We start from the raw sequence: 23,609 nt of genomic DNA on the forward strand, positions 1-23,609 counted from the left end.
CACACGTTCGCGGAGACTCCATGAAGCTGTCCATGCCCCGTTTCGATCGCTCTCCCGTGCTGGTGGTCGGCGACGTCATGCTCGACCGCTACTGGCATGGCTGCACTACGCGGATTTCCCCGGAGGCGCCGGTACCGGTGGTGAAGGTCGAGCAGATGGAGGACCGCCCGGGTGGCGCGGCCAACGTCGCGTTGAACATCGCCGCCCTGGGCGGCGCGGCCGTCCTGGTCGGGGTGACCGGCGCCGACGAGGCGGCCGACAGTCTGGCCCGGAGCCTGGCCTCGGCCGGCGTGAACGTGCATTTCCAGCGCATCGCCAGCCAGCCGACCATCGTCAAGCTGCGGGTGATGAGCCGTCATCAGCAATTGCTGCGCATGGATTTCGAAGAGCCGTTCGCCACCGACGCCGCGGCCCTGGCCGCCGAGGTCGAGGGATTGCTCGCCGGTGTCAGGGTGCTGGTGCTCTCCGATTATGGCAAGGGGGCGCTTAAGAACCACCAAGCGCTGATCCAGGCGGCGCGTGCCCGTGGCATCGCGGTACTGGCCGACCCCAAGGGCAAGGACTTCGGCATCTACCGCGGCGCCGACCTGATCACGCCGAACCTAGCCGAGTTCGAGAATGTCGTCGGCCGCTGCGCCGACGAGGGCGAACTGGTGGCCCGTGGCGCGCAACTGATGGCCGACCTCAAACTCGGCGCCTTGCTGGTGACCCGCGGCGAGCACGGCATGACCCTGATGCGCCCCGGCCATCCGCCGCTGCACCTGCCGGCACGGGCCCGCGAGGTGTTCGACGTCACCGGCGCCGGCGACACGGTGATCTCTACCCTGGCCGCGGCGCTGGCCGCCGGCGAAGAGCTGCCGCAGGCGGTGGCCCTGGCCAACCTAGCGGCCGGCATCGTGGTCGGCAAGCTGGGCACCGCGACGATCAGCGTTCCCGAACTGCGCCGCGCGGTGCAGCGCGAGCAGGGTTCGGAGCGCGGCGTACTGGGGCTTGAGCAACTGCTGCTGGCCATCGAGGACGCGCACGCCCAGGGCGAGAAGATCGTTTTCACCAACGGCTGCTTCGACATCCTCCACGCCGGCCACGTGACTTATCTGGAGCAGGCTCGCGCCCAGGGCGACCGGCTGATCGTGGCGGTCAACGACGATGCCTCGGTGACCCGCCTGAAGGGGCCGGGCCGGCCGATCAACACGGTGGACCGGCGCATGGCGGTGCTCGCCGGGCTCGGCGCGGTGGACTGGGTGATCAGCTTCGCCGAGGATACTCCCGAGCATCTGCTCGAACAGATCCGCCCGGACGTGCTGGTCAAAGGCGGCGACTACGGCATCGACCAAGTGGTCGGTGCCGATATCGTCCGCGCCCATGGCGGCGAGGTGCGGGTACTTGGGCTGGTGGAGAACAGCTCCACCACCGGCATCGTCGAAAAGATCCGCCGGCAGCCGTAACGCGGAAAAACTTTCTCGAATCCATCGCGCCGCCTCGCCCGAAGCGTGCGGTTCACAAGTTCTCGTGGAGGAGGGATGTCGCTCGACATTTTTGCACCGACTGCAGGAGCCCAGGCGTTCCGCCGTGACATAAACGGATTGCGTGCCTGGGCGGTGACGGCCGTGGTGTTGTACCACTTCGGTCTCGCCGGGTTCGACGGTGGCTTTGTCGGCGTCGACATGTTTTTCGTCGTCTCCGGCTTTCTGATGACCGGCATCATCGGTAAGGGCCTGCAGCGGGGCGATTTTTCCCTCTGGAATTTCTATCTGGCCCGCGCCCGGCGAATTCTTCCGGCCCTGATCGTGCTGGCGGCGGTGCTGCTAGCGGTCGGTTGGTTCTTCCTGATGCCCAAGGAGTACGAGATGCTCGGTGGGCATGCCCGGCGAACCCTGCTCTTCGCATCTAACCTGCGTTATTTGCAGGAGTCCGGCTATTTCGATAACGACGCCCACGAGAAATGGCTTCTGCATAGCTGGTCGCTGTCCGTGGAGTGGCAGTTCTATCTTCTGCTGCCCGTACTCCTGCTGGCCGTCTGGCGGTTGTTTCCGGGGCGGCGGGCAATGGTCCTGGTCCATGTTCTGTTATTGCTCGTCTCCTTTTGCATCTGCGTCGCACTGACCTCGAGCGAGCCACCCAAGGCGTTCTACCTGCTGCAGTCGCGGGCATGGGAGTTCCTGGCCGGCGGTCTGCTCTTCCTGTTCGCTGAAAGCCTGAGGCTTTCCGCCCGTATCAGGCTCGCTCTGGAGTGGCTTGGCCTGCTCTCGATCGTCTGTGCCGTGGTCTTTCTGGACTCGTCGAGCCGCTGGCCGGGTTGGCTGGCGCTGGTGCCCTGCATCGGGACCCTGTCGGTACTGCTGGCGCGGCGCGAAGCTTCGCCCTGGACCGGCAATGCCGTGGCCCAGTGGCTTGGTACCCGCTCGTATTCCATCTATCTATGGCATTGGCCGCTGGTCGCGGGCCTTGCCTATTGCGAGAGGCTAAACAGCCTGGCTTGGGTCCTGTCTGCGCTCTTCGCGACCCTGCTGCTTGGCCAGCTTTCCTATGCCTTGGTGGAGGTTCCGGCACGGCGTGGCTTGCACGGATTGGCGCCTCGTTGGGCGGTGGCCGCTCTGCTGCTGGCGATTTTTCCGCCGCTGCTGGCAGCCGCCTGGATACGCGAAACCGATGGTTTCCCGCAGCGTCTGCCCGCCGCAGTGGGCGCGATCGAGGCCCAGGCCGACAATCGCAACCCCCGGCAAGACGAGTGCCTGGACAAGGGCGCCACCTGCACCTTCGGTGGCCCTTCGATCGAGGCGCTGATAGTGGGCGACAGTCATGCCGATGCAGTGGTCACGGCGGCACAGGCCGCGCTGCCCGGTTCGCAGCAAGGCATCCGGTTCCGGGCCGCTCCCCTGTGTCTGCCCGTCTTTGGCGCGCACGAGGTCGAGAAGAAGCATGCGGCGCCCTGTCTGGCCCTGAAGAGGAGTCTGAAGGCTGAACTGGCCGATGCCTCCTCCGACGTGCCGGTTATCGTGATAAACCGCACCTCCGTGTATGCCATGGGCTACAACGAAACTTTTGAAGGCGAGGAGACCGGCCGTCCCCTGGTGTTCTTTTCCTTGCCTGCCGACAGGGCCTCGCCCGAATATCTGGAGGAGTTTCGTCGGCATTATCTGGCGACCGCCTGCGAGATCGCCGGGCATCGGCCGCTGTTTTTGATGCGGCCCATTCCCGAGATGGCGATAGATGTGCCTCACTCCATGGCGAAAGCGATGCTGATAGGCGCTCCGCGGGAAATCTCGATCACGCTAGCGGAATACCACGCGCGGCACGCCTTCGTCTGGGGCCTTCAGGACGAGGCCCACGAGCAATGCGGCGCCCGGATTCTGAACCCCTTGCCTTACCTGTGCGACGACAAAGCCTGCCATGCCAGCCGAAACGGCCGTCCGCTCTATGCGGACGACGATCACCTGAGCGAGTACGGCAATCGCCTGTTGGTGCCGATGTTCGCCAAGGCTTTCGCCTCCATGCATAAAGAGGGCGTGGCCTTGGCGCAACGGCGCAAGGAAGCGAGGTAAGGGCACTGGTGTGCCCTCGGTGAGAAAAGCCGGAAAGAGGTCTTGCCGAGGGCTTCTCTCAGCCCAAGGCCCCGCTGCACTGCGCTGCCGGCTTGGCGGCTTTCTGTTCCAAGGTGTCCCACAGGGATTGCCAGTCGCGCCAACTGATCCGTTCTTCGCGCACCACCCAACCGTCTTGGGGGGCGAAACTTTCGGCCAGCCAGAGATCCTGGGTGTCGACCGGGCGCAGAAAGCCCTGCTGCAGGATGTAGAGTTCGTCCGCCGGGCGCCGGTTCTGGTCGAAGGGCAGCAGGTAGATGTCCGGGTTGTCGTGGTCGATGCGGGCGATCAAGGTATCCTCGTGCAAGCACTCGTCGGCATGCAGCAGGCTCAACTGGCGCAGTTTCTCCGGGAGTTCCAGGCGCATGTCGTAGACCAGTTGCAGCGAGGCGGTGGGCAGGTGCACGTAGGCCCGCGGACGTTCCAGCAGGGGCATACTGCCGCAGTACACCGGGCGGGCTGCGCCGGAGAGCGGACTCAGGCGGAAAGAGGTGTTGTCGCAGTAATGCAGGACGTTCTCGTAGGGCGCCGGCAGCCAGGTATCGCCGAAGCGTCCGGTCAGCCAGCACTGCGGGGTCTGCAGCAGGCATTCCTCGGCGACCTCCTGGATCGCCGTGAGCAGCGGCAGGTTCAGTTCGTGGGCCGGTACGTAGCCGGAGATCGGCTTGAGCACCACATCGCCGCGATCCTGGCGCTGCTGGCGCACCAGCACCCAGTAATCGCGGCCCTGCCAGGAGAGGGTCAGGCGCACGGAGACGCCCAGGTTGGCCAGTTCCAGGGCGAAGTGCTGGGTATCGGCGACCTCGACTGGACGGCGCCGTTCGAGCATCTGATTGAAGTTCAGTGGTTGGCCGAGAGCCTGATAGCTGAGTCCTTCGGGAGCGGCCTCCACGAACAGGGGAAGGGTCTTGAAGGCGCGCGGGTTGCGCTTGGCGATGATGGTCGACATGGCGGCTCCTTAGTCCTGGGCCGGCCGCGTTGGCGGCCCTTTATTGTCTTTCTTGGCGGATGACGGCTGCTGCTGCCGAGATGTTATCCGACAAGTGTACTGGGTTAATAGTTCCGATGATCGCGCTGGCGACACCGGGATGCTGGAATAACAACTCGAAGCTGGCGCGAACCGGATCGGCGCCGCCGTCCAGGCAGACATGCCCGCTGGCAAGGGCCTTCTTGACGAGAAGGCCCTTGCCATGGATCGCGGCGTAGTCGGCCACCGGCCGTTCGCGCTGGTCGTTCAGGTTCAGGGTGATCATGGCGCAGTCGCCTTGCTGGAGGGCCAGCAGGCCGCCCTCGACGGTCTTTCCGGACAGCCCGAAGGCGCGGATCTTGCCCTCGCGCTTGAGTTCGGCGAGGGTCTGGTAGACGCCGCTCTCCCGGAGGATGGCGACGTCGTTGCCGTCCGAGTGCACCAGGATCAGGTCGATATGGTCGGTTTCCAAGCGCTTCAGGCTGCGTTCGACGGAAAAGCGGGTGTGCGCCGGGGAGAAGTCGAAGCGCGAACGGCCGTTCTCGAATTCCTCGCCGACCTTGCTGACGATCACCCAGGCATCGCGCTGGCCGCGCAAGAGTGGGCCGAGGCGTTCCTCGCTGACCCCGTAGGCCGGCGCGGTGTCGATCAGGTTGATGCCCTGCTCGCGGGCCTGGGCGAGCAGCCGGCGGGCCTCGGCGTCGTCCGGGATGCGGAAGCCGGTCGGGTACTTCACACCCTGGTCGCGGCCCAGCTTGACGGTACCCAGGCCCAGTGGCGAGACGCTCAGGCCGGTGCCGCCCAGCGGACGGTGCAGGTTGTGGAGGGTGACGAGGCTCATGGCAGCAGTTCCTCCCAGGCCGGTCGCGCCAGCGGCGGACGGGGCAGGGCGGGCAGCGGCGGATGCGCCGCCGGGCGCACGGCGTGCCGTTCGAGGCTGGCGAAGATCCGGTCGGTCAGGTCAGGGGCGAGGGCCAACTTGGTCGGCCAGCCGACCAGCAGGCGGCCCTGTTCGGCGAGGAAGGCGTTGTCCGGACGCGCCTGGGCCGACTGCGCCGGCTCGGCGCGGTCCACCCGCAGGGTCGCCCAGCGCGCCTGGCTCAGGTCGATCCAGGGCAGCAGGTCGTTTAGCTCGTGGCGGGCCGTGGCGATTTGCCGGGTCTCGTCGCGGGCTACGCCCTCGGACTCGGCCAGGTCGCCGCCCAGATACCAGATCCACTGGCCATCGGCGGCCGGATGGCTGGTAACGGTCAGTCGCGGCTTGACGCCGCCGCCCAGGCAATGGGCATAGAGCGGTTCGAGGCTCGCTGCCTTGAGCATGACCATGTGCAGCGGGCGCCGCTGCATGGCCGGCTGGCTCAGGCCGAGCGCGGCCAGCAGTTCGGCGTTGCCGGCGCCGGCACAGAAGACGATGCGCTGGGCGCGGATTTCCCGGCCGTCGACGCTCAGGCCGACCAGTTCGCCGGCTTCGCGCAGCGGGGCGATCTCGCGGGCGGCCAGCAGACCGTCGCCGGCCAGCTCGGCGAGGCGGCCGATCAGGCTGGGCACGTCCAGCACCAGTTCGTCGAGTCGATAGACGCTGCCGCGGAAGGCGGGATCGCGCAGCGCCGCGGGCAGGGCGCCGTCCTTCACCGGCTCTACCCGCGCGCGGACCGCCTTGCTGGCGAAGAAGCCGGTCAGCTTGCCGGCCAGGGTGCCGGGCGACCACAGATAATGGGCATCGGACAACAGGCGCACGCCGGAAAGATCCAGCTCGCCGTCGCCGGCGAGCGCCCGGCGCCAGCGCCGTGGCATGTCGGCGATGGCCTCGGAGGCGCCGGTCAGTGCGCCGTGCAGGGCGTACTTGGTGCCGCCATGGATGATTCCCTGCGACTTGACGCTCTGTCCGCCGCCGAGGCTGGCGCTCTCCAGCAGCAAGGTGGCGTAGCCGGCCTGGCGCAAGCGGGCGTTCAGCCAGAGGCCGGCGATACCGCCGCCAACGATCAGGACGTCCGTGCCGAGGGTTGGGAGCATAGAGGGTCTCGTTGAGTAAAAGAGTCGGATTATAGCGGCTGACCTGAGGTCGTGGAGCCTATATCCAATGGACTTGGATTGGGACCATAGGAGATAAGGGGGCGGCAGTTTATTGATCTCGGTCAGCATGAAACATGCCATTCGTCGGTCTTTTGCCGTCTGTCCAGTCACGACTTTAGTCGTGCAATCATGACAATGTCGCGAACCTTGCGGCCGCCGAGTGCTTTGTTAAGCTGCGCCGCCATGAACCGGACCCTCTATAGCTTGCTGCTGCATCTCGCCCTTCCGCTGATTCTCCTGCGTCTGGCCTGGCGCGCCTGGCGTGCGCCGGCCTACGCGCGACGCGTCGGCGAGCGCTTCGCCCTCGGCTTGCCGGCGTTGCGCCCGGACGGCATCTGGGTGCATGCGGTATCGGTCGGCGAGAGCATCGCCGCCGCGCCGCTGATCCGCGCCCTGCAGGCGCGCCATCCAGAGCTGCCGCTGACCGTCACCTGCATGACGCCGACCGGCTCCGAACGCATCCGCGCGCTGTTCGGCGACAGCGTGCAGCACTGCTACCTGCCCTACGATCTGCCCTGGGCGGCAGCGCGCTTTCTCGACCGGTTGCGGCCGCGCCTGGCGGTGATCATGGAAACCGAACTGTGGCCCAACCATGTGCACCAGTGCGCGCGGCGCGGCATCCCGGTGGCGCTGGCCAACGGACGGCTGTCGGCGCGTTCGGCGCGCGGCTATGCGCGCTTTCCCCGGCTCACCGGCCCGATGCTCGCCGAGATGAACTGGCTGGCGGTGCAGAGCGAAGCCGAGGCCGAGCGCTTCCGTGCGCTGGGTGCCGGCGGCGGGGTGGTGACGGTGACCGGTTCGATCAAGTTCGACCTGGCTGTCGATCCCGGACTGCCGCCACGTGCGGCGGCGTTGCGTGCGCAGTGGGGCGCGGCGGATCGCCCGGTGTGGGTCGCCGCCAGCACCCACGCCGGCGAGGACGAGATCGTCCTTGCCGCCCATCGCCGGCTGCTGGCGCGTTTTCCCGAGGCGCTGCTGATCCTGGTGCCGCGCCATCCCGAGCGTTTCGCCCAGGTCTTCGAACTATGCCGCCGCGAGGGCTTCGCCAGCGTGCGGCGCTCCGGCGGCGAGGCGGTCGGAGCGCGGACCCAGGTGTTGCTCGGCGACACCATGGGCGAACTGCTGTTCCTCTACGCCTTGGCCGACGTCGCCTTCGTCGGTGGCAGCCTGGTCCCCTGCGGCGGGCACAACTTGCTAGAGCCGGCGGCGCTGGGCAAGCCGTTGCTGAGCGGGCCGCATCTGTTCAACTTCCTCGACATCGCCGCGCGGCTCGCCGAGGCCGGCGCCCTGCGCCAAGTGAGCGACGCCGGCTCGCTGGCTTCCTCGGTCGATGCGCTCTGGAGTACGCCGGCGGTCGCCGCGCGGGCCGGCGCGGCCGGCGCGGCCGTGCTCGAAGCCAATCAGGGCGCGCTGGCGAGATTGCTGGAGGGGCTGGAGCGGTTGCTGGCGCGATAGCCGTCTTTTCCGACGGGCCGGCATGCGCCTGATTGGTGTTCTGCGCGTAGCTTGTTTAGACTCACTCGGTACTTGTCGGGGTGCCCCTGTGGGGGCTGAGATCGGCCGAGGCCGGGTCCCGTTGAACCTGATCAGGGTGACGCCTGCGTAGGGAACAAGACGTCCTCGCTGTCCGGCGGGGATTTCTCCATGCTCCGGCATGCCCGCGCTCGCTCCGATCAACCCCGACAATCCATGCCCCGGACGAGATGGAGTGCCTTGATGAGCGTGACAGAACAACAGAAGAACCTGAGCGAGTCCGCCCAGGTCGACCAGCAATCCGTACAGCCTTTCCCGCGCTCGCGGAAGGTCTATGTCGCCGGCTCGCGCCCCGACATCCGCGTGCCGATGCGCGAGATCGGCCTGGACGTGACACCCACCGCGTTCGGCGGCGAGATCAACCCGCCGGTCACCGTCTACGACACCTCCGGCCCCTACACCGACCCGAACGTCGTCATCGACGTGCGCAAGGGGCTGGCCGACGTGCGCAGCGCCTGGATCGAGGATCGCGGCGACACCGAGAGGCTGCCGGGCCTGAGTTCGGAGTTCGGCCAGCGCCGCCTCTCCGACCCGGAGCTGGCCGCCATGCGCTTCGCCCACGTGCGCAACCCGCGCCGCGCCAAGGCCGGGCACAACGTCACGCAGATGCACTATGCCAGGAAAGGCATCGTTACCCCGGAGATGGAATACGTCGCCATTCGCGAGAACATGAAGCTCGCCGAGGCGCGCGAGGCCGGCCTGCTCGCCGCGCAGCATCCGGGACAGAGCTTCGGCGCCAGCATTCCGAAGGAAATCACCCCCGAGTTCGTCCGCGCCGAAGTCGCCCGCGGCCGCGCCATCATCCCGGCCAACATCAACCACGTGGAGTTGGAGCCGATGATCATCGGCCGCAACTTCCTGGTGAAGATCAACGGCAATATCGGCAACTCGGCGCTGGGATCGAGCATCGAAGAGGAAGTGGCCAAGTTGACCTGGGGCATCCGCTGGGGCTCGGACACCGTCATGGACCTGTCCACCGGCAAGCACATCCACGAAACCCGCGAGTGGATCATCCGCAACTCGCCGGTGCCGATCGGCACGGTGCCGATCTACCAGGCGCTGGAGAAGGTCGGCGGCATCGCCGAGGACCTGACTTGGGAGCTGTTCCGCGACACCCTGATCGAGCAGGCCGAACAGGGCGTGGACTACTTCACCATCCATGCCGGCGTGCTGCTGCGCTACGTGCCGCTGACCGCGAAAAGGGTCACCGGCATCGTCTCCCGCGGCGGTTCGATCATGGCCAAATGGTGTCTGGCGCATCACCGGGAAAACTTCCTCTACACCCACTTCGAAGACATCTGCGACATCATGAAAGCCTACGATGTCAGCTTCTCCCTGGGCGACGGTCTGCGCCCCGGCTCGGTGGCCGACGCCAACGACGCCGCCCAGTTTGGCGAACTGGAAACCCTCGGCGAACTGACCAGGATCGCCTGGAAGCACGAGGTGCAGACCATCATCGAAGGCCCCGGCCACGTGCCGATGCACATGATCAAGGAGAATATGGACAAGCAGCTCGAATGCTGCGACGAGGCGCCGTTCTACACCCTCGGCCCGTTGGTCACCGACATCGCCCCCGGTTACGACCACATCACCTCCGGCATCGGCGCGGCGATGATCGGCTGGTTCGGCTGCGCCATGCTCTGCTACGTGACCCCCAAGGAACACCTCGGCCTGCCGAACAAGGACGATGTGAAGACCGGCATCATCACCTACAAGATCGCCGCCCATGCCGCCGATCTAGCCAAGGGCCATCCGGGCGCGCAGATCCGCGACAACGCGCTGAGCAAGGCGCGCTTCGAGTTCCGCTGGGAAGACCAGTTCAACCTCGGCCTCGACCCGGACACCGCGCGGGCCTTCCACGACGAGACCTTGCCCAAGGACTCGGCCAAGGTGGCGCACTTCTGCTCCATGTGCGGGCCGAAGTTCTGTTCGATGAAGATCACCCAGGAAGTGCGCGACTACGCCGCCGAGCACGGCCTGTCCGAGGAAAGCCTGGCCGTCGAGGCAGGTTTCCGGGAGCAGGCCGAGCGCTTCCGCGAAGAGGGCTCGGTGATCTACAAGCAGGTCTGAAGCGCCGCCCGGCTCTTCCCGGAGTCGGGCACGTGGTTCGTAGGGATAGCCAGCTTGCTAGCCTTGCAAGCTGTAGGGTGGACAACGCCGCAGGCTTGTCCACCCTGCCGACCACTGATTACCGGCAAGCTGGCTCCTACTTGCCGCGCGGGAAGAGTTCCGGCTTGAGGATACCGTTGAGCTGCGGGTAGGGCACCACCACCAGCGGATGGCCCATGGCGTAGGGGGCGATGCGGTAGGTGTCGTACATCAGCAGCACGCCGACCTTGGCCAGGGCGATGTGCTGAGTCTGCTGGAACGGCCAAGTGGCGATGAACTCCGCATCCTCGCCGACGCCCTGGGCCGCCAGCCAGCGCTGGTGCGCCTGTTCGGCCTTCGTCCAGAAGGCTTCCTCCTGTCCCGGTAGCAAGAGATCGCGCAACTCCAGGGCCTTCTGCCGGCCGCGGTCGAAGTCGATGAAGGCGCGCCGCGGCATGCCGTGGGCGCCGCCGGTGAAGCGGTAGCTCGACAGCTCCACGAGAATGCGCCCGCCGTTTTGCTCCAGCACCTTGGCCTGCAGGTAGCTGCTCCAGCCGGGCCTGGCGCCGGCCAGAAAGTCTCGTTCGTGGCTCTGTAACGAGGCTGGTAGCGGCATACCCTCGGACTCGCGGATCAGTTCCAGCAGGCCGCGGTCGATCAACCGGTTCAGCTCCGGCTCGTCGGGAAAGTTCACGGTGTCGATGTTCACCAGCGGGCAATCGCTGCCTTGGCATCCGGGCTGCTGATGTTCCCAAGCCGTGCGCTGATAGACGGCCGGCCGGCTCGCGGGGGACAGGCTCTGGCAGGCGCCCAGGAGCAGGGCGAGGGCGGCGAGGGCGAATGATTTCATGGGGGATACAACGTTCATCGGGGCTTTCGGCGTCGTTGAGGGAGGTTCCGCCGGAGGGCGCTGGCGGACTGGCTAGGGTCGCAGGTCCTCGGCCTTCTGCAAAGGGGCTGCGTCGTTCGATGGGGCGGGTTAGGATGGCAGCCGACTTCGGTTCACTAGGCGAGCGTAGAGGATGAACAAATTCTTCAAACCGGACCCGGATGCCGTGGAAATCGTGCGGCGCGAAGCCTGTTTCACGGGCTTCTATCGACTCGAGCGCGTGCACCTGCGGCATCGCCAGTTTTCCGGCGAGATGGGGCCGGTGCTCAGCCGCGAACTGTTCGTGCGTCACGACGCAGTCTGCGTGCTGCCCTACGATCCGCAGCGCGACTGCGTGGTACTGAACGAGCAGTTCCGCGTCGGGGCGATGGATAAGTCGACCAATCCCTGGATGCTCGAAATGGTCGCCGGTCTGATCGACAAGGACGAGGCGCCCGAGGAAGTCGCCCACCGCGAGGCCCTCGAGGAAGCGGGGCTCAGGCTCGAAGCGCTGTGGCCGGTGACCGTCTACTACCCATCGCCCGGCGGTAGCAACGAAAAGGTCTACCTTTATGTCGGTCGCTGCGATAGCCAGGGGGCCGGCGGCGTCTATGGATTGCCCGAAGAGGGGGAGGACATCCGCGTGCACGTGCTGTCTCTCGAGGACGCGCTGCAGGCGGTCAAGGATGGCAAGATCAACAATGCCGCCAGCATCATTGCCCTGCAGTGGCTGGCGCTGAACCGTATCGAGGTACGAGGATTGTGGGCGTAAGTCTGATGCGCGAGCGTTATCGGGTCGACCTGCAGGCGACCTGCGAGGCCAATTACGCGCGGCTGATGCGCCTGCTGCCGGAGATGCGCAGCGTGCCCGCGGCGGCGCGGCGAGTGGGGGTGAGCCAGGGCGAGCGGTTGCTCGGCGTGCTGGCGCTGGAGGTGCTGGAGGACTGTCCCTACACCACTACCCTCAAGGTCTGCCAGGAGCACAGCCTGCCGTGGCTACCGGCGCCGCGGATGGAGGTGAGGGTCTACCACGACGCGCGCATGGCCGAGGTGGTCGGCGCGGAGCAGGCCCGGCGCCTGCGCAGCCGCTACGTCTACCCCAACGCGGCGATGCACCAGCCGGACGAGAAGAGCCAGCTCAACCTGTTCCTCGGCGAATGGCTGAGCCACTGCTTGTCCTGCGGCCACGAGGTGGAGCCGGTCGTCTGACCGAGCCACGGTCATTCCGTCGCCTCCCGTCGTTCCGGGACGACGACCGCCTGTCGGGACAGGATCCCTTTCGCTCCGAATTCCCTTCGCGCTTTCTTTCCCGCCGGCCACCGCTGCGGTGCCTGTGCCGTGCCCGAGCATTTTTATCGGGGTTCCCGCCCGCTTTTCGAGACGGGGCGTGCTTGGATTTCTCGTCTCTCCCATGCCTGGGAGAAGGAGCTCTCGCAAGCCGGACCCGCACTCTTTCGCGCGGCGAGCAACGAGCTAAGGTGATTCGGGCGTATCCCTGAGCAGGGCGTGTCGAAACTCTCGGCAAGCAGCCAGTACGCCGAAGCCGAGGGCAACGCCAGAAACCCAATCTTGCCAGTCCGATCTTTGCCCCGCGCCGCTTCATGCGATTGTCCTGAAGAGGAGAGGGCTTTAACAGTTTTATTTAAACTCCGTCATGGCTATTTAATACTATCCAATATGGATAGATTAGTAGGCATTGGTGAAGCCGCCAAGGCGCTGGGCGTGTCGATCACGACGCTGCGCCGCTGGGAGGCATCGGGCAAACTGGTTGCCGAGCACACGGCAGGCGGCCATCGCCGCTACGACCTCGCCAAACTGAAGCCTGAGCTGTTCCGTTCGGAGGCCGAGGCCTGCCGCAGGACGGTGGCCTACGCTCGCGTTTCCAGCCACGACCAGAAGGACGATCTGGAGCGCCAGAAGCAGGTGCTGGAGCTGTACTGCGCCCGCCAGGGCTGGACGTTCGAGGTGATCGCCGACCTGGGCTCCGGCATGAACCACCAGAAGAAAGGGCTCAAGCGCCTGCTGGAATCCATCATCGAGGGGCAGGTCGGGCGGCTGGTCATCACCCACAAAGACCGGCTGCTGCGCTTCGGTGCGGAGCTGGTGTTCGCTATGTGCGAAGCGAAGAGCGTCGAGGTGGTCATCCTGAACCAGGGTGAAGACACTACCTTCGAGGAGGATCTGGCCAAGGATGTGCTGGAGATCATCACCGTGTTCAGCGCCCGGCTGTACGGCTCCCGTAGCCGGAAGAACCAAAAGCTGCTCGACGGCGTGAAAAAGGCTGTGGAGGACTCGCAGTCGTGATCCTCGCCCACAAGATCGCACTCGCCCCCAACAACGCACAGGCGACCTACTTCGCCCGTGCCGCGGGCGTGGCGCGGTTTGCCTACAACTGGGCGCTGGCCGAGTGGGGCCGGCAGTACGAGGCACACAAGGCCGACCCGGCGCAACCCAGGCCGTCGCAGGCTGCTCTGCGCCGGCAGCTCAACGCCATCAAGCGCGAGCAGTTCCCCTGGATGCTCGAGGTCACCAAGAACGCCGCGCAGATGGCCATCATCCAGCTCGGGGATGCGTTCAAGAACTTCTTCGCCGGCCGGGCCAGGTACCCGAGGTTGCGCCGCAAGGGCGTGCATGACCGCTTCACCCTGACCAACGATCAGTTCGCCCTCGACGGCTGCCGCATCCGCATCCCCCATCTCGGCTGGGTGCGGATGCGAGAGGCGTTGCGCTTCTCCGGCAAGATCCTCTCGGCCACGATTTCCCGCATGGCCGACCGCTGGTTCGCCAGCATCAGCGTGGATACCCAAGACCTGACCCACCTGCTCAAAGCCGAAAACCAAGGCGCGGTTGGTGTGGGTCTGGGGGGGGCCGCCCTGGCCACGCTCTCGACGGGCGAGGTGATCGCCGGGCCGAAGGCGCATGCCGCCCTGCTCAAGCGCCTGCGCCGGCTGTCGCGCAGCCTGAGCCGCAAGCAGAAAGGCTCGGCCAACAGCAAGAAGGCCCGCGCCCGACTGGCAAGGCTGCACGCTCGGATCGCCAACATCCGCCAGGATGCTTTGCACCAGCTCACCACGGGCCTGACCCGCCGCTTCCCGGTGATCGGGATCGAGGACTTGAACGTGGCTGGGATGATGAAGAACCGCCGTCTGGCACGCTCCATCGCGGACAGGGGGTTCTTCGAGTTCCGCCGCCAGCTCGACTACAAGCGCGAGATGCGCGGCGGCGAGGTGGTGGTGGCGGATCGCTGGTTCGCCAGCAGCAAGACCTGCTCGTGCTGCTGGCATGTGCGGGAGAGCCTGCCGTTGGTGGTGCGTACCTGGACGTGCCCAGACTGCCAGGCCCGGCACGACCGGGACGGCAACGCGGCAATCAATTTGAAGCATTACGCCGTGAGTTCCACGGTGTCGGCCTGTGGAGGGGAAGGCGCTGGCCCTGGCGGCAACGCCAGGGTGAAACCGGCCCCGTCGAAGCAGGAAGTTAGCAAAAAGCTACCTATGGGGAGCTTTGGATAGGTCTAACAGAACGGAAAATGTGCCCGACTTCCGGCGCTGCACATTTTTGCGCAGTTGGCGCTGTTCGCTGTGGCGATTCGCGCAGCGGGACGGCCGCAACTTTTCCGAAGATTTCGGATCGATTTTAAAAGCATCATTTAAATCAATTACTTATATTTATTTTTAGGCTCTGGAACGGCTCTTGCTGATATGCGCTTCAGTACTTGGGGACGGATCGCCTTCGCGCTCCGCCCGTTGCAAGGGGAAATCGCCATGCCTGTGAATGCCAGCCGTCGATCGGCGCTCAAGACTCTCGCCCTGCTCGGATCGGCGTGCGCCGCCAGCCTCCTGCTGCCCGGCTGCTGGAAGAAGGAAGAACAGGGCGCCACCGGGTTGGCGGGCGCGCCGGCCGTGGTGAAGGGCGTCGGCGATCCGGTGGTGGAGTTCAAGTATCCGGACAATCCCGCCTTCGACCTGGTTTACCTGGCCGAGGCGCTGGGTTATTTCGAGGGCAGCCGGACGCGCCCGAAGTACGTCGGCAAGATCGCCGCGCCGCAGATCATTCCGTTGGTCGGCACCGGCGAGATCGATTTCGGTACGCGCATGGTGCCGCTGGTCATCTCGGCCATCGCCAGCGGCCTGGACATCAAAGTGGTGTCCGCCGGCGGCAAAACCCTGCAGGAAGCCCCGCACATGAAATACTTCGCGCACCGGGAGTCGGGCATCCGCACGCCGAAGGACCTCGAGGGCAAGACGGTGGGCTTCAACAGCTTCGGTGCCTGCGCCGAGTTCGTCACCAAGAAGTACCTGCGCGCCCAGGGCGTCGACGTGAACCGTATCAACTGGCTGGTGGTGCCGGACAACCAGGCCGAGCAGACCCTGGCGACGCGCAACATCGACGTGGCGATCATCCACCCGCCACATTCCGGCGGCGCCGAGCAGAACCCCGCGCTGGTCAAGCTGTGGAGCGACTACGACCTTGACGGCGGACTGGGCGGCATGGCGCCCTACAGCGTGTATGGCCGCTTCGCCCGCGAGCATCCCGAGGCCACCCGCGACCTGGTGAGCGCCATCGCCCGGGCGGCCAACTGGGTCAACGCCAACCCCGACGAGGCGCGCAGGATCACCTCCAAGCGCATCGGCATGGAGCTGCGCCTGGTCGAGCGTTTCGCCTATGTCGAGAACCTGGTGGTCAGCGAGCCGCCGATCCAGTACTACATCGACATCCTCGAGGCCGAGGGCAAGATTCCGTCCGGCAAGGTGCGGGTGAGGGACGTCTACACCAACGAGTTCAATCCCTTCGCCAGCCCGGAGGCTCTGGCGTGAGCAGCATAGTCGTGCGCGACCTGCGCATGGAATTCACCGCCCAGGACGAGAGCGGCCGCGCCGAGCAGGTCGTGGCCCTGGAGCACTTCGACCTGGAGGTACGCGCCGGCGAGTTCCTCTCGGTGCTCGGCCCGTCCGGCTGCGGCAAGTCGACCTTTTTGAGCATCCTCGCCGGGCTTGCGCAGAAAAGCGGTGGCAGCTTGCTGGTCGACGGCCAACCGCTGGAGGGTATCAATACCCGGCAAGGCGTGGTGTTCCAGGGCTACGCCTTGTTCCCCTGGCGCACCGTGCTGGAGAACATCGAGGTGGGCCTGGAGATCCGCGGCGTCGGCAAGGTCGAGCGCCGCGAGCGGGCCCGCGAGTATCTGGAACTGGTGGGCCTGGGCGGCTTCGGCGCGCGCTATCCCCACGAAATTTCCGGCGGCATGCGCCAGCGCGTGGCCATCGCCCGTTCGCTGGTCTACGAGCCCGAGGTGCTGCTCATGGACGAGCCGTTCGCCGCGCTAGATGCGCAGACCCGGGAGATCCTCCAGGGCGAGCTGCTGCGCATCTGGGACCGGCACAAGAAGACCATTGTGTTCATCACCCACAGCCTCGATGAGGCGATCTTCCTCTCCGACCGCATCGCGGTGATGACCCACCGGCCGGGACGGATCAAGGAGATCATCGAGGTGCCGCTGCCGCGTCCGCGGCTCGCCGAGCTGCGCAACTCCGAAAATTTCGTGCACCTGCGCCAACGCGCCTGGGGGGTGCTCAAGGACGAGGTGCGCTTCGCCACGGCCCCGGTGCCGGCCGCGACCTCCACGCGCGCGGCCGATTGGCCGGCGAGCGCGCAGGCCGGCCGGCGGCTGGTCAAGGGGTAGGGAGGCGTCATGGGGATTTCCACCAAACTTTCCGGCCTGTTCCAGCGCAGCCTGGGCATTCTCGTCTTCGTCCTGCTCTGGGAGCTGTTGCCGCGCAGCGGCCTGGTCAGCGCCGCCTACCTCAGCCCACCCTCGGAGGTCCTGGGGGCCATCGCCGATCTGGTTTCGTCGGGCCTGCTGTTCAAGCATCTCGAGGCCAGCCTTTACCGTTCGCTGGCCGGCCTGCTGCTGGCGACCGTCAGCGGGGTCGGCCTCGGCCTGTTGATGGGCGGCTTCAGGCGCCTCGAGGCGCTGGTCGATCCGCTGCTGCAATTGTTCCGGCAGACCTCGGCACTGGCGCTGTTCCCGGTGTTCATCCTGTTCTTCGGGATCGGCGAGCTGTCCAAGGTGGCGATCATCTTCTGGGCCTCGTTCTGGCCGATCCTGCTCAGCACCATCAGCGGTGTGAAGCAGGTGGATCGGCTGTTGATCGACTCGGCCCGTTCGATGGGCGCCTCGCGGGCCTTCCTATTCGTCAAGGTGGTGCTGCCGGCGGCCGCGCCCTCGATCTTCACCGGCGTCCGCCTGGCCGGCGCCTACTGCGTAACCGCGTTGGTGGCCGCCGAGATGATCGGCGCGCACTCCGGCCTGGGCTTTTTGACCCTGAATTCCCAGGAAGTCTTCCAGGTGCCCAGCATGTACGCCGGCATTCTCCTGCTGGCGCTGGTGGGGCTTTTGCTCAATGCCGTCCTCGCCTTGATCGAGCGGCGCTGCACCCGCTGGCGCCGGGGGCTGCGCGCCGATGCCTGACCTGCTGATGCCGGCCTGGCTCGGCGAACTGCGTCCGCTGCGCGAGGCGCTGCCGGTTCGCCGACCCGGCCCCTGGCTAGGCGTGGCGCTGCTACTGACGGCGCTGTTGCTCGCCGGCATCGGCCTGGCTACGCGCGGGGAGCTGCCCGATCCCGAGCGATTGTCGCCCGGCCCGCGCCTCGAACAGGCCCAGGCCCGTGGCCGGCTGATCGTTGGCGTGCGTGCCTATCCGCGTCCGGCGCTGCCCGGCGCGCCGGTACGGGCTGAACCCGATCCCTTCGATGCGGCGCTGGCGCAGGCCCTGGGCGATTACCTGGGCCTGCCGGTGGAGCTTCTCGGTCTCGCCCCCGAACAGCGCGAGCTCGCGTTGCGTGAAGGGCGGATCGATCTGCTGGTCGCCGGCGCCGCCGCGCCGAACGATGCAGGCAGCACGGCGATCCCGGCGTCGAGACGGCAAGGGGAGGGCGCGCTGATTGTCCTGCGCGGGCTCGGCATCCACGACGGCGAGGGGCTGCGCGGCCGCAGCCTGTGCCTGGCCGAGGGCAGTCCCTATCGACGACCGCTGGCGGAGCGTCATGGCGTCCGGCTACGCGAGTATCCCTCGGCGGTCCATGCCATCGCCGCCTTCATGGCCGGCGAGTGCCAGGCACTGGCCGAGGCGCGCGGTCTGGTCGACTGGCTGCTGCAGCAGCCCGATTGGCGCTTCTACCGGCGCCTGCCGCTCGAACTGCGCGCGCCGGTCGCCGGCCATGTGCGCCTGGCGGAGAGCGAGCCGCAGGCGCAGGCCTGGCTCGCCGCGGCCCTAGGGGATTGGCAGCGCCGCGGCACGCTGGACGCCGTGCTGGCGCAACGCACCGGCGAGCTGGCCTTCGACGCGCTGAAGCTCGAACAAGGGCTGATCTGCCACTGAACTCCCATCACGACTTTCATCACGACCCGTTACAAGCCGAACATGCTCGGTCGCTGGGCGCTCAAGGACGAGGCGCCCGACCCGGCGAACTACACCTGAGCGGGGCCGCGATCTCCCGTTTCCTCCACGCCGACGCAGCGAAGAAAAGTGTTCAGGCAGGGATTTTCGTTGCAAGGATTCCAGATCACCCCGTATTCGACTGGAGGGGACTGGTCGATCGCCTTGAACGCCACGCCGGGCATCCGCATCCCGACGCTGTGCTCGCTGCCGACCTCTTGGCCTGCATCTACTGGATCAGGAGCGGCGCTTGAAGCTGCGCAGCGCATCCCGCTCGCCCGGTCGCCGGCGCTCTCGACACTGGCAGGAATGATCCGATGCCTGCCACCATCGCCGCACTGGCGGTATCCATGGCGCAGGATTGACGGCAAGCCCCGTGCTTTCAATGCGTTCGGTCAGAGGTACGGAAAGGCGTTCGCCCATATAATCCACGGCTTGATAGGGCTGCGGTTCCAGGCGAAGGCGTGAATGGTGAGAACGGATCGGCGCGCACGGCGCGAGCATTGGGCCAGATTGCTGATGGTGGGAGGACTCGGCGGGGTGCTTTCGGTGATCGCCTACCTGTACAGCTCCACGCTGGAGCGGCGCGTACAGGTGGCCGAGCTCCAGCGCCTGGCGTATGTCCAGTTCCGTGGCGTCCAGGATTTTCTGGAGCATTCGCCGCAGGTTTTGCTGGCTTTTCGCGGCCTCTTCATGTCGGCCGAGACGATCGAGCGCGAGGAGTTCGCCAGCTTCGCCCAGGAGGTGCTGCCGAACTATCCGGAAATCCTGGCCGTGCACTGGGCGCCGAGGATCGCCGCCGAGCAGCGCAGCGAATTCGAGTGGAAGCTGTTTCCCTGGCAGGAGCGCCCGCTCGGCATCTTCGACTTGGGTAGCGACGGCCGGACCCCCGTTCCGGCGCCCGCCCGTGCGGAGTATCTGCCGATCGACTACGCCGAGTCGCTCCAGGCGAATCATCAGGGGCTCGGCTTCGACGTCCTGGCGAGTCCCCATGACCGGGAGACGGCGCTCGTCTCCGCCCGCCTGGGTCTGCAGCGGACCAGCCCGGTCTTCCCGCTGCCGCAGGACCCGGACGGAGCGCCGGTGGTCGCCATCTATCAGCCGCTGTATCGCAAAGATATGCCGGTGCTGACCGAAGAGCAGCGCTGGCGGGCCCTGAAGGGTCATCTGATCGTGCTGCTGCGGCCCGGCGTGCTGCTCAGGCGCCTGTCGTTCGGCCAGCGGCAGGTGGAGGTGCGCCTTTACGAGGTGGAAGACGGGCGGCCGCTGGCCATCCAGCCGCGCGGCGCGGTTCCCCACGAGCCCGGCGATGGCGTGGTCCAGCATAAACTGGTCATTCCCGGCCGGCAGTGGCTCATCGAATTCGTCGCTTCGCGGGACAGCCTGCCGGCCAGTGCCCAGCCCTTGCTGCTGATGCTGTCGCTGCTGGCGCTGACCCTAGTCCTGTCGCTCTTCCTCGACCGCTCCTGGCGCGGTGCCATCGCTCTGGCGCGACTCAATCGCGAACTGGTGGAGCAACAGCGGGAACTCGACGGCCTGGTCTACCGCGACGCCCTGACCGGCCTGCCCAACCGCCGGCTGCTGTTCGATCGTATCTACATGGCTATCGGCCAGCAGCGCCGGCAGGGCGGCCGGCTGGCGGTCTGCATGCTCGATCTGGACGGCTTCAAGACGGTCAACGACCGTTTCGGCCACCAGGCCGGCGACCTGCTCCTGAAGGAGGTCGCGCAACGCATGCAGGCCGTGCTGCGTCCTTCCGACACGCTCGCCCGCTTCGGCGGGGACGAGTTCGTGGTGGTGCTGCCGGGGGTGGGCGACGAGACGACCCTCGACGGCATCCTGAAGCGCCTGATCGAGCAGGTGAGCCAGCCCATGGCGCTGGACGGCGGACAGTCCTCAGTCGCCGTTTCCGCGAGCATCGGCGTGGCCTTCGCCGGCGAGCGCAGCGACATCAACGAACTGCTCCGCGAGGCCGACCAGGCCATGTACGAGGCCAAACGCGCGGGCAAGGCCTGCTATTGGATCTTCGGGACGGGGCAGGCGGCGAGCGCCTGAGCCGGGTTGCTCAGGCGGTGCGCCCGAACAGCCTTTTGATCCGCCGGGACAACTGCTTGAGCGGACGGCGTTCGTCGATGACCACGATGAAGACCTTGCGGTAGTGGCCCGGCGGGCAGGTGATTTCGCGCACCCCGTGCCAGGAATTGCCGCGTCGGCAGAACAGGAAGCTGTGGTTACCCAGTGCTTGGGACTCGATGATGCGCTCGAAATCTTCGAAGGCCGGCGCGCTCTTGCTGTCGAAGCGGCCGCCGTCGTCCAGCACCAGGGTCTGCCCGCCCCACTCGGCTTGCCAGTCGTCCTCGGTGTTGAAGTAGAAGATGTGCGATCCGAGCTTTTCGCGGGCGTCGCAGTGCGGCGAGACCGAGCAGCCGGCCGGCGTGTAGTGCCAGTGATAACGCAGCCGGAAGGCGCGCGTGCCGAGCATGCGGGTCAGGAACTGCCGGTAGCGGGGGCCGTTCAGCTCGTCCAGGAACGCCTGCCAGTGCGGCGAAAGCTCCAAGTTGGGCGAATATTCCAGCGCCAGGCGATCGTGGGATTGCTGGCCGTAACGGCGCACCTTGCCGACTACCTCCGTAAAGCGTTCGGCGGATGGTAGGCTGTCGCGCAGCGCCGCATAGCCCTCGGCGGTCAGCAGGCCGGCCGGATTGGCCCAGGGGTAGGGGTGCTGTTCCTGAAAGGCCCGGGCGTCCAGGCGCTCCAGGGCCTCGAAGTCCAGATAGCGCATGTCACGCTCCTCATGGCTGGTTCGGTGGGAAATCTGTTCGTGCCGGCTCAGATCGCCAGCGGACGGGGCGTGCGCAGGAAACGCAGGAACGTCGCCGGCAGGCGTCTGGCCAGCGGCGAGCGCAACAGGCGCAGGTAGGCGCCCGGCCCGAGCTGGCGGCGCGCTTGCAGGCACAGTTGTACCCAGCGCTCGGTCATGACGCGCAGCAGCGCTTCGGGTACATAGCGCTGTGTGCACCGGTTGGCGACATCGAGCTGGGCCAGCCACTGCTCGGTCCAGTCGAGATAGTCCCGGTCCAGTTCGGTGCCAAGCTCCTGGGAGCGCGACAAGGCGTAGTGGCGGTCGAGGTCCGCCTCGCTCGGTTCGATGCCGAGTTCGAGCAGCGCCCGCCGGCAGATCTCGCGCTTGCGGTCGACGCCCAGCGCCCGGTTGTTGCGGGTGAAGCGGCCGGGGTGTTCGCGTCCGCAGACCAGTACGTCCGGGAGATTGGCCATGCGCCAGGTGCGCGCCAGCCGCTGGTGCAGTTCGTAGTCCTCGCAGCTCGGGAAGTCCTCGCTGTAGCGGTATTCGCGCAGGACGGCGGTGCGTCCCATGATCGTGCGGTTGGTCAGGGCGCAGTAGAACGCCAAGCTGGCATCCACCTCGTCGGGAGCCAGCGGCCGGCGGCGGACCCGGTCGAGGCGCCGGCCCTCGGCGTCCATGAAGTCGCAGGCGCTGCCGATCTGCACCAGTTCGGGGTGCCGGTCGAGCACCTCGACCTGGCGGGCGAGGCGCTCGGGCCAGGCCTTGTCGTCGCTGTCGAGCAGGGCGATGTATTCGCCGCGAGCCAGTTCCAGGCCGCGGTTGCGGGTTCCCGGAAGGCCCAGGTTGCGCGGGTTGCACTCCACGCGCAGGCGCGGGTCCCGGTAGTGCGACAGCACCTCGAGGGTGGCGTCGGTCGAGCCGTCGTCGACGACCAGCAGTTCGAAGTCGCCGAAGGTCTGCGCCAGGATGCTGTCGACGGCAGTGGCGATGTAGCGTTGACGGTTATGTACCGGAATGAAGACCGTCACACGCGGTGTTCGAGACATGGCGAGATTCCCAGGACGGATGAGCCGGCGCTGAAACCCCGACCAGCACCGCAAACCCCGTCAGAGTAACCCAATGGGGCGACGAAGTGGCCTTTCGCGGCATATCCTCGGGCGGATTCATGGCAGCGGGATGGAGCGAATGAGTTTTCATGCGGAAGGCTTCGGTGCGGGCTGGCCGAGGCCGCACTTTCTGGGCGCCCGGTTTTCCGGTCCGCTGGTGTTTTCCGGGTCGGGGTGGCGCTGGTGGCTGGCCGACGAAGCCGCGCAGGTTCCGGCCCGCCTGCTCGACCGCTTCCTACAGGGCGGCGATCCGGCGGGGATCACGCTGCTTCGCGAAAGAACGGAGAAACACAAGTCGCGGCGCATCTACCGGCTGCAGCCGCCGGATTCGCCCGGCTATTTCGTCAAGCAGATGGCGCTGACTCCGCGCAAGCGTCTCGGCGCCTTGCTGGGTTGCAGCAATCCGCTGGTGGGCGTGAGCCACGGCACCGCCGAGCTGGCGCACAACCTGGCGCTGAACGAGCGTACCGTACACGGGGTCTGGACCTTCGCCTTCGGCGAGTATTTCCGCTGCGGCTTGCCGGTGCAGCAGATCCTGCTGCAGGAGTATCTGGCCGGCTGGCAGGCGTTCAGCGATGTCTGGCTGGCGCACGAGGACGCCGCCGCGCGCCGCCGGACGCTGCTGCGGCAGTTGATGGAGGTGCTGACGGCGCTGCGTGGGGCCGGCATCTGCCATCTCGACCTGCATCCCGGCAATGTCATGGTCTCGCCCGAGCCGCGAGCGCCGCTGCGGGTGATCGATTGCGGGCAGATGGCGATGGGCACCGATGCGGCGCTCTCGACGGCATTGCACCTGGGTGTGTTCCTGCACGAGCTCAACGGCAAGCGCAGCGCGCCATCGCCGCGGCTGGCGCATGCCGCATGCCGGCTGTTGCGACACCTGGCTGGGGACGAGGCCGGTCTAGCCGACGCCGAGCGGCTGTTGCCGCTGCTGATCGGCCATTCGACCAAGAAACCGTTTTCCAGGCGGCGCCTGCTAAAGCGACGGGCTGCCTTCGACCCGGCCGGCCTCGAAAGGCGCCTGCAGGAGCTGGCGCTGAACCGGCCTTCTTCCCACCTGGCCAGCGAGGCTCCGGACCTCGGCGAGCGACGGGAGCGGCGACTGATCGCATCCATCGAGGACATGCTGGCGACATCGGGCTGAACGGGTT

At 66.7% G+C, this 23,609-nt stretch carries 20 protein-coding genes and 1 riboswitch; of the genes, 14 read left to right on the forward strand and 6 right to left on the reverse strand.

All coding sequences use genetic code 11. The features are described 5' to 3' along the window. Window positions 1-20: 20 nt before the first annotated feature. Both hldE and ACGI6K_RS02345 read left to right on the forward strand, forming a co-directional pair. Window positions 21-1,445, forward strand: a complete 1,425-nt coding sequence (gene hldE, locus ACGI6K_RS02340) for a bifunctional D-glycero-beta-D-manno-heptose-7-phosphate kinase/D-glycero-beta-D-manno-heptose 1-phosphate adenylyltransferase HldE (protein ID WP_376944085.1) — start codon at window positions 21-23, stop codon at window positions 1,443-1,445. 75 nt (window positions 1,446-1,520) lie between these two features. Next, the gene (locus ACGI6K_RS02345; protein WP_376944083.1) at window positions 1,521-3,542 is read left to right on the forward strand and encodes an acyltransferase family protein; all 2,022 of its coding nucleotides are present in this window, start codon (window positions 1,521-1,523) and stop codon (window positions 3,540-3,542) included. Window positions 3,543-3,600: 58 nt separating this feature from the next. Here ACGI6K_RS02345 and ACGI6K_RS02350 read toward each other — a convergent pair whose 3' ends face one another. From ACGI6K_RS02350 to ACGI6K_RS02360, 3 genes are read right to left on the reverse strand one after another with little or no spacing between them, the layout of a single operon-like run. Continuing rightward, window positions 3,601-4,530, reverse strand: coding sequence for a metal ABC transporter ATPase (locus tag ACGI6K_RS02350; RefSeq protein WP_376944081.1), 930 nt, complete (start codon window positions 4,528-4,530; stop codon window positions 3,601-3,603). Between the two features lie 40 nt (window positions 4,531-4,570). Further along, window positions 4,571-5,389, reverse strand: coding sequence for an aldo/keto reductase (locus ACGI6K_RS02355; protein ID WP_376944079.1), 819 nt, complete (start codon window positions 5,387-5,389; stop codon window positions 4,571-4,573). Continuing rightward, window positions 5,386-6,561 carry an NAD(P)/FAD-dependent oxidoreductase gene (locus tag ACGI6K_RS02360; protein WP_376944077.1) on the reverse strand — a complete coding sequence of 392 codons (1,176 nt, stop codon included), beginning with the start codon at window positions 6,559-6,561 and terminating at the stop codon, window positions 5,386-5,388. Before ACGI6K_RS02360 ends, ACGI6K_RS02355 begins: the two co-directional genes overlap by 4 nt. A 243-nt stretch (window positions 6,562-6,804) precedes the next feature. Here ACGI6K_RS02360 and waaA point away from each other — a divergent pair, with 243 nt between their 5' ends. Together waaA and thiC are read left to right on the forward strand one after the other, a co-directional pair. Next, window positions 6,805-8,076: a lipid IV(A) 3-deoxy-D-manno-octulosonic acid transferase gene (gene waaA, locus ACGI6K_RS02365; protein ID WP_376944075.1), complete on the forward strand. Its 1,272-nt coding sequence runs from the start codon at window positions 6,805-6,807 to the stop codon at window positions 8,074-8,076. A gap of 66 nt (window positions 8,077-8,142) precedes the next feature. Further along, window positions 8,143-8,247: riboswitch (TPP riboswitch) on the forward strand. 90 nt (window positions 8,248-8,337) lie between these two features. Continuing rightward, window positions 8,338-10,224, forward strand: a complete 1,887-nt coding sequence (gene thiC / locus ACGI6K_RS02370; protein WP_376944073.1) for a phosphomethylpyrimidine synthase ThiC — start codon at window positions 8,338-8,340, stop codon at window positions 10,222-10,224. Between the two features lie 136 nt (window positions 10,225-10,360). Here the strand turns inward: thiC and ACGI6K_RS02375 are convergent, their stop codons facing one another. Next, a complete protein-coding gene (locus tag ACGI6K_RS02375) occupies window positions 10,361-11,092 on the reverse strand; it encodes a DUF3298 and DUF4163 domain-containing protein (RefSeq protein WP_376944071.1) in 732 nt (243 codons plus the stop codon). A gap of 172 nt (window positions 11,093-11,264) precedes the next feature. On the opposite strand from ACGI6K_RS02375, the gene ACGI6K_RS02380 reads away from it, so the two are divergent. The 9 genes from ACGI6K_RS02380 (at window position 11,265) to ACGI6K_RS02420 (ending at window position 20,601) form a co-directional block, all read left to right on the forward strand. Further along, the gene (locus ACGI6K_RS02380; RefSeq protein WP_376944069.1) at window positions 11,265-11,882 is read left to right on the forward strand and encodes an NUDIX domain-containing protein; all 618 of its coding nucleotides are present in this window, start codon (window positions 11,265-11,267) and stop codon (window positions 11,880-11,882) included. Then, window positions 11,873-12,319, forward strand: a complete 447-nt coding sequence (locus ACGI6K_RS02385) for a DUF1249 domain-containing protein (RefSeq protein WP_394543365.1) — start codon at window positions 11,873-11,875, stop codon at window positions 12,317-12,319. Before ACGI6K_RS02380 ends, ACGI6K_RS02385 begins: the two co-directional genes overlap by 10 nt. Window positions 12,320-12,787: 468 nt before the next feature. Continuing rightward, on the forward strand, window positions 12,788-13,414 hold the full coding sequence (locus tag ACGI6K_RS02390; protein WP_377969008.1) for an IS607 family transposase: 627 nt from the start codon (window positions 12,788-12,790) through the stop codon (window positions 13,412-13,414). Continuing rightward, window positions 13,411-14,622, forward strand: a complete 1,212-nt coding sequence (locus tag ACGI6K_RS02395) for an RNA-guided endonuclease InsQ/TnpB family protein (protein WP_394543367.1) — start codon at window positions 13,411-13,413, stop codon at window positions 14,620-14,622. The genes ACGI6K_RS02390 and ACGI6K_RS02395 overlap by 4 nt, the downstream gene beginning before the upstream one ends. A 252-nt stretch (window positions 14,623-14,874) precedes the next feature. Then, window positions 14,875-15,927, forward strand: a complete 1,053-nt coding sequence (locus tag ACGI6K_RS02400; protein WP_376945210.1) for an ABC transporter substrate-binding protein — start codon at window positions 14,875-14,877, stop codon at window positions 15,925-15,927. Further along, the gene (locus ACGI6K_RS02405; RefSeq protein ID WP_376945208.1) at window positions 15,924-16,790 is read left to right on the forward strand and encodes an ABC transporter ATP-binding protein; all 867 of its coding nucleotides are present in this window, start codon (window positions 15,924-15,926) and stop codon (window positions 16,788-16,790) included. The genes ACGI6K_RS02400 and ACGI6K_RS02405 overlap by 4 nt, the downstream gene beginning before the upstream one ends. Before the next feature lie 9 nt (window positions 16,791-16,799). Further along, window positions 16,800-17,579: an ABC transporter permease gene (locus ACGI6K_RS02410; protein WP_376945206.1), complete on the forward strand. Its 780-nt coding sequence runs from the start codon at window positions 16,800-16,802 to the stop codon at window positions 17,577-17,579. Further along, window positions 17,572-18,489 (forward strand): ABC transporter substrate-binding protein, encoded by a 918-nt coding sequence (locus ACGI6K_RS02415; RefSeq protein ID WP_376945204.1) that lies wholly within the window; start codon window positions 17,572-17,574, stop codon window positions 18,487-18,489. The genes ACGI6K_RS02410 and ACGI6K_RS02415 overlap by 8 nt, the downstream gene beginning before the upstream one ends. A 525-nt stretch (window positions 18,490-19,014) precedes the next feature. Further along, window positions 19,015-20,601, forward strand: a complete 1,587-nt coding sequence (locus tag ACGI6K_RS02420; protein WP_376945202.1) for a diguanylate cyclase domain-containing protein — start codon at window positions 19,015-19,017, stop codon at window positions 20,599-20,601. 10 nt (window positions 20,602-20,611) lie between these two features. Here ACGI6K_RS02420 and ACGI6K_RS02425 read toward each other — a convergent pair whose 3' ends face one another. Together ACGI6K_RS02425 and ACGI6K_RS02430 are read right to left on the reverse strand one after the other, a co-directional pair. Further along, window positions 20,612-21,328 (reverse strand): hypothetical protein, encoded by a 717-nt coding sequence (locus tag ACGI6K_RS02425; protein ID WP_376945200.1) that lies wholly within the window; start codon window positions 21,326-21,328, stop codon window positions 20,612-20,614. 47 nt (window positions 21,329-21,375) lie between these two features. Next, window positions 21,376-22,398, reverse strand: coding sequence for a glycosyltransferase family 2 protein (locus tag ACGI6K_RS02430; protein WP_376945198.1), 1,023 nt, complete (start codon window positions 22,396-22,398; stop codon window positions 21,376-21,378). 139 nt (window positions 22,399-22,537) lie between these two features. On the opposite strand from ACGI6K_RS02430, the gene ACGI6K_RS02435 reads away from it, so the two are divergent. Continuing rightward, window positions 22,538-23,602, forward strand: coding sequence for a phosphotransferase (locus tag ACGI6K_RS02435; protein WP_376945196.1), 1,065 nt, complete (start codon window positions 22,538-22,540; stop codon window positions 23,600-23,602). The last annotated feature ends 7 nt before the right edge of the window (window positions 23,603-23,609 follow it).

The organism is Azorhizophilus paspali, from assembly GCF_043587585.2.
In the GTDB taxonomy this organism is placed as follows: Bacteria; Pseudomonadota; Gammaproteobacteria; order Pseudomonadales; family Pseudomonadaceae; genus Azotobacter; species Azotobacter paspali.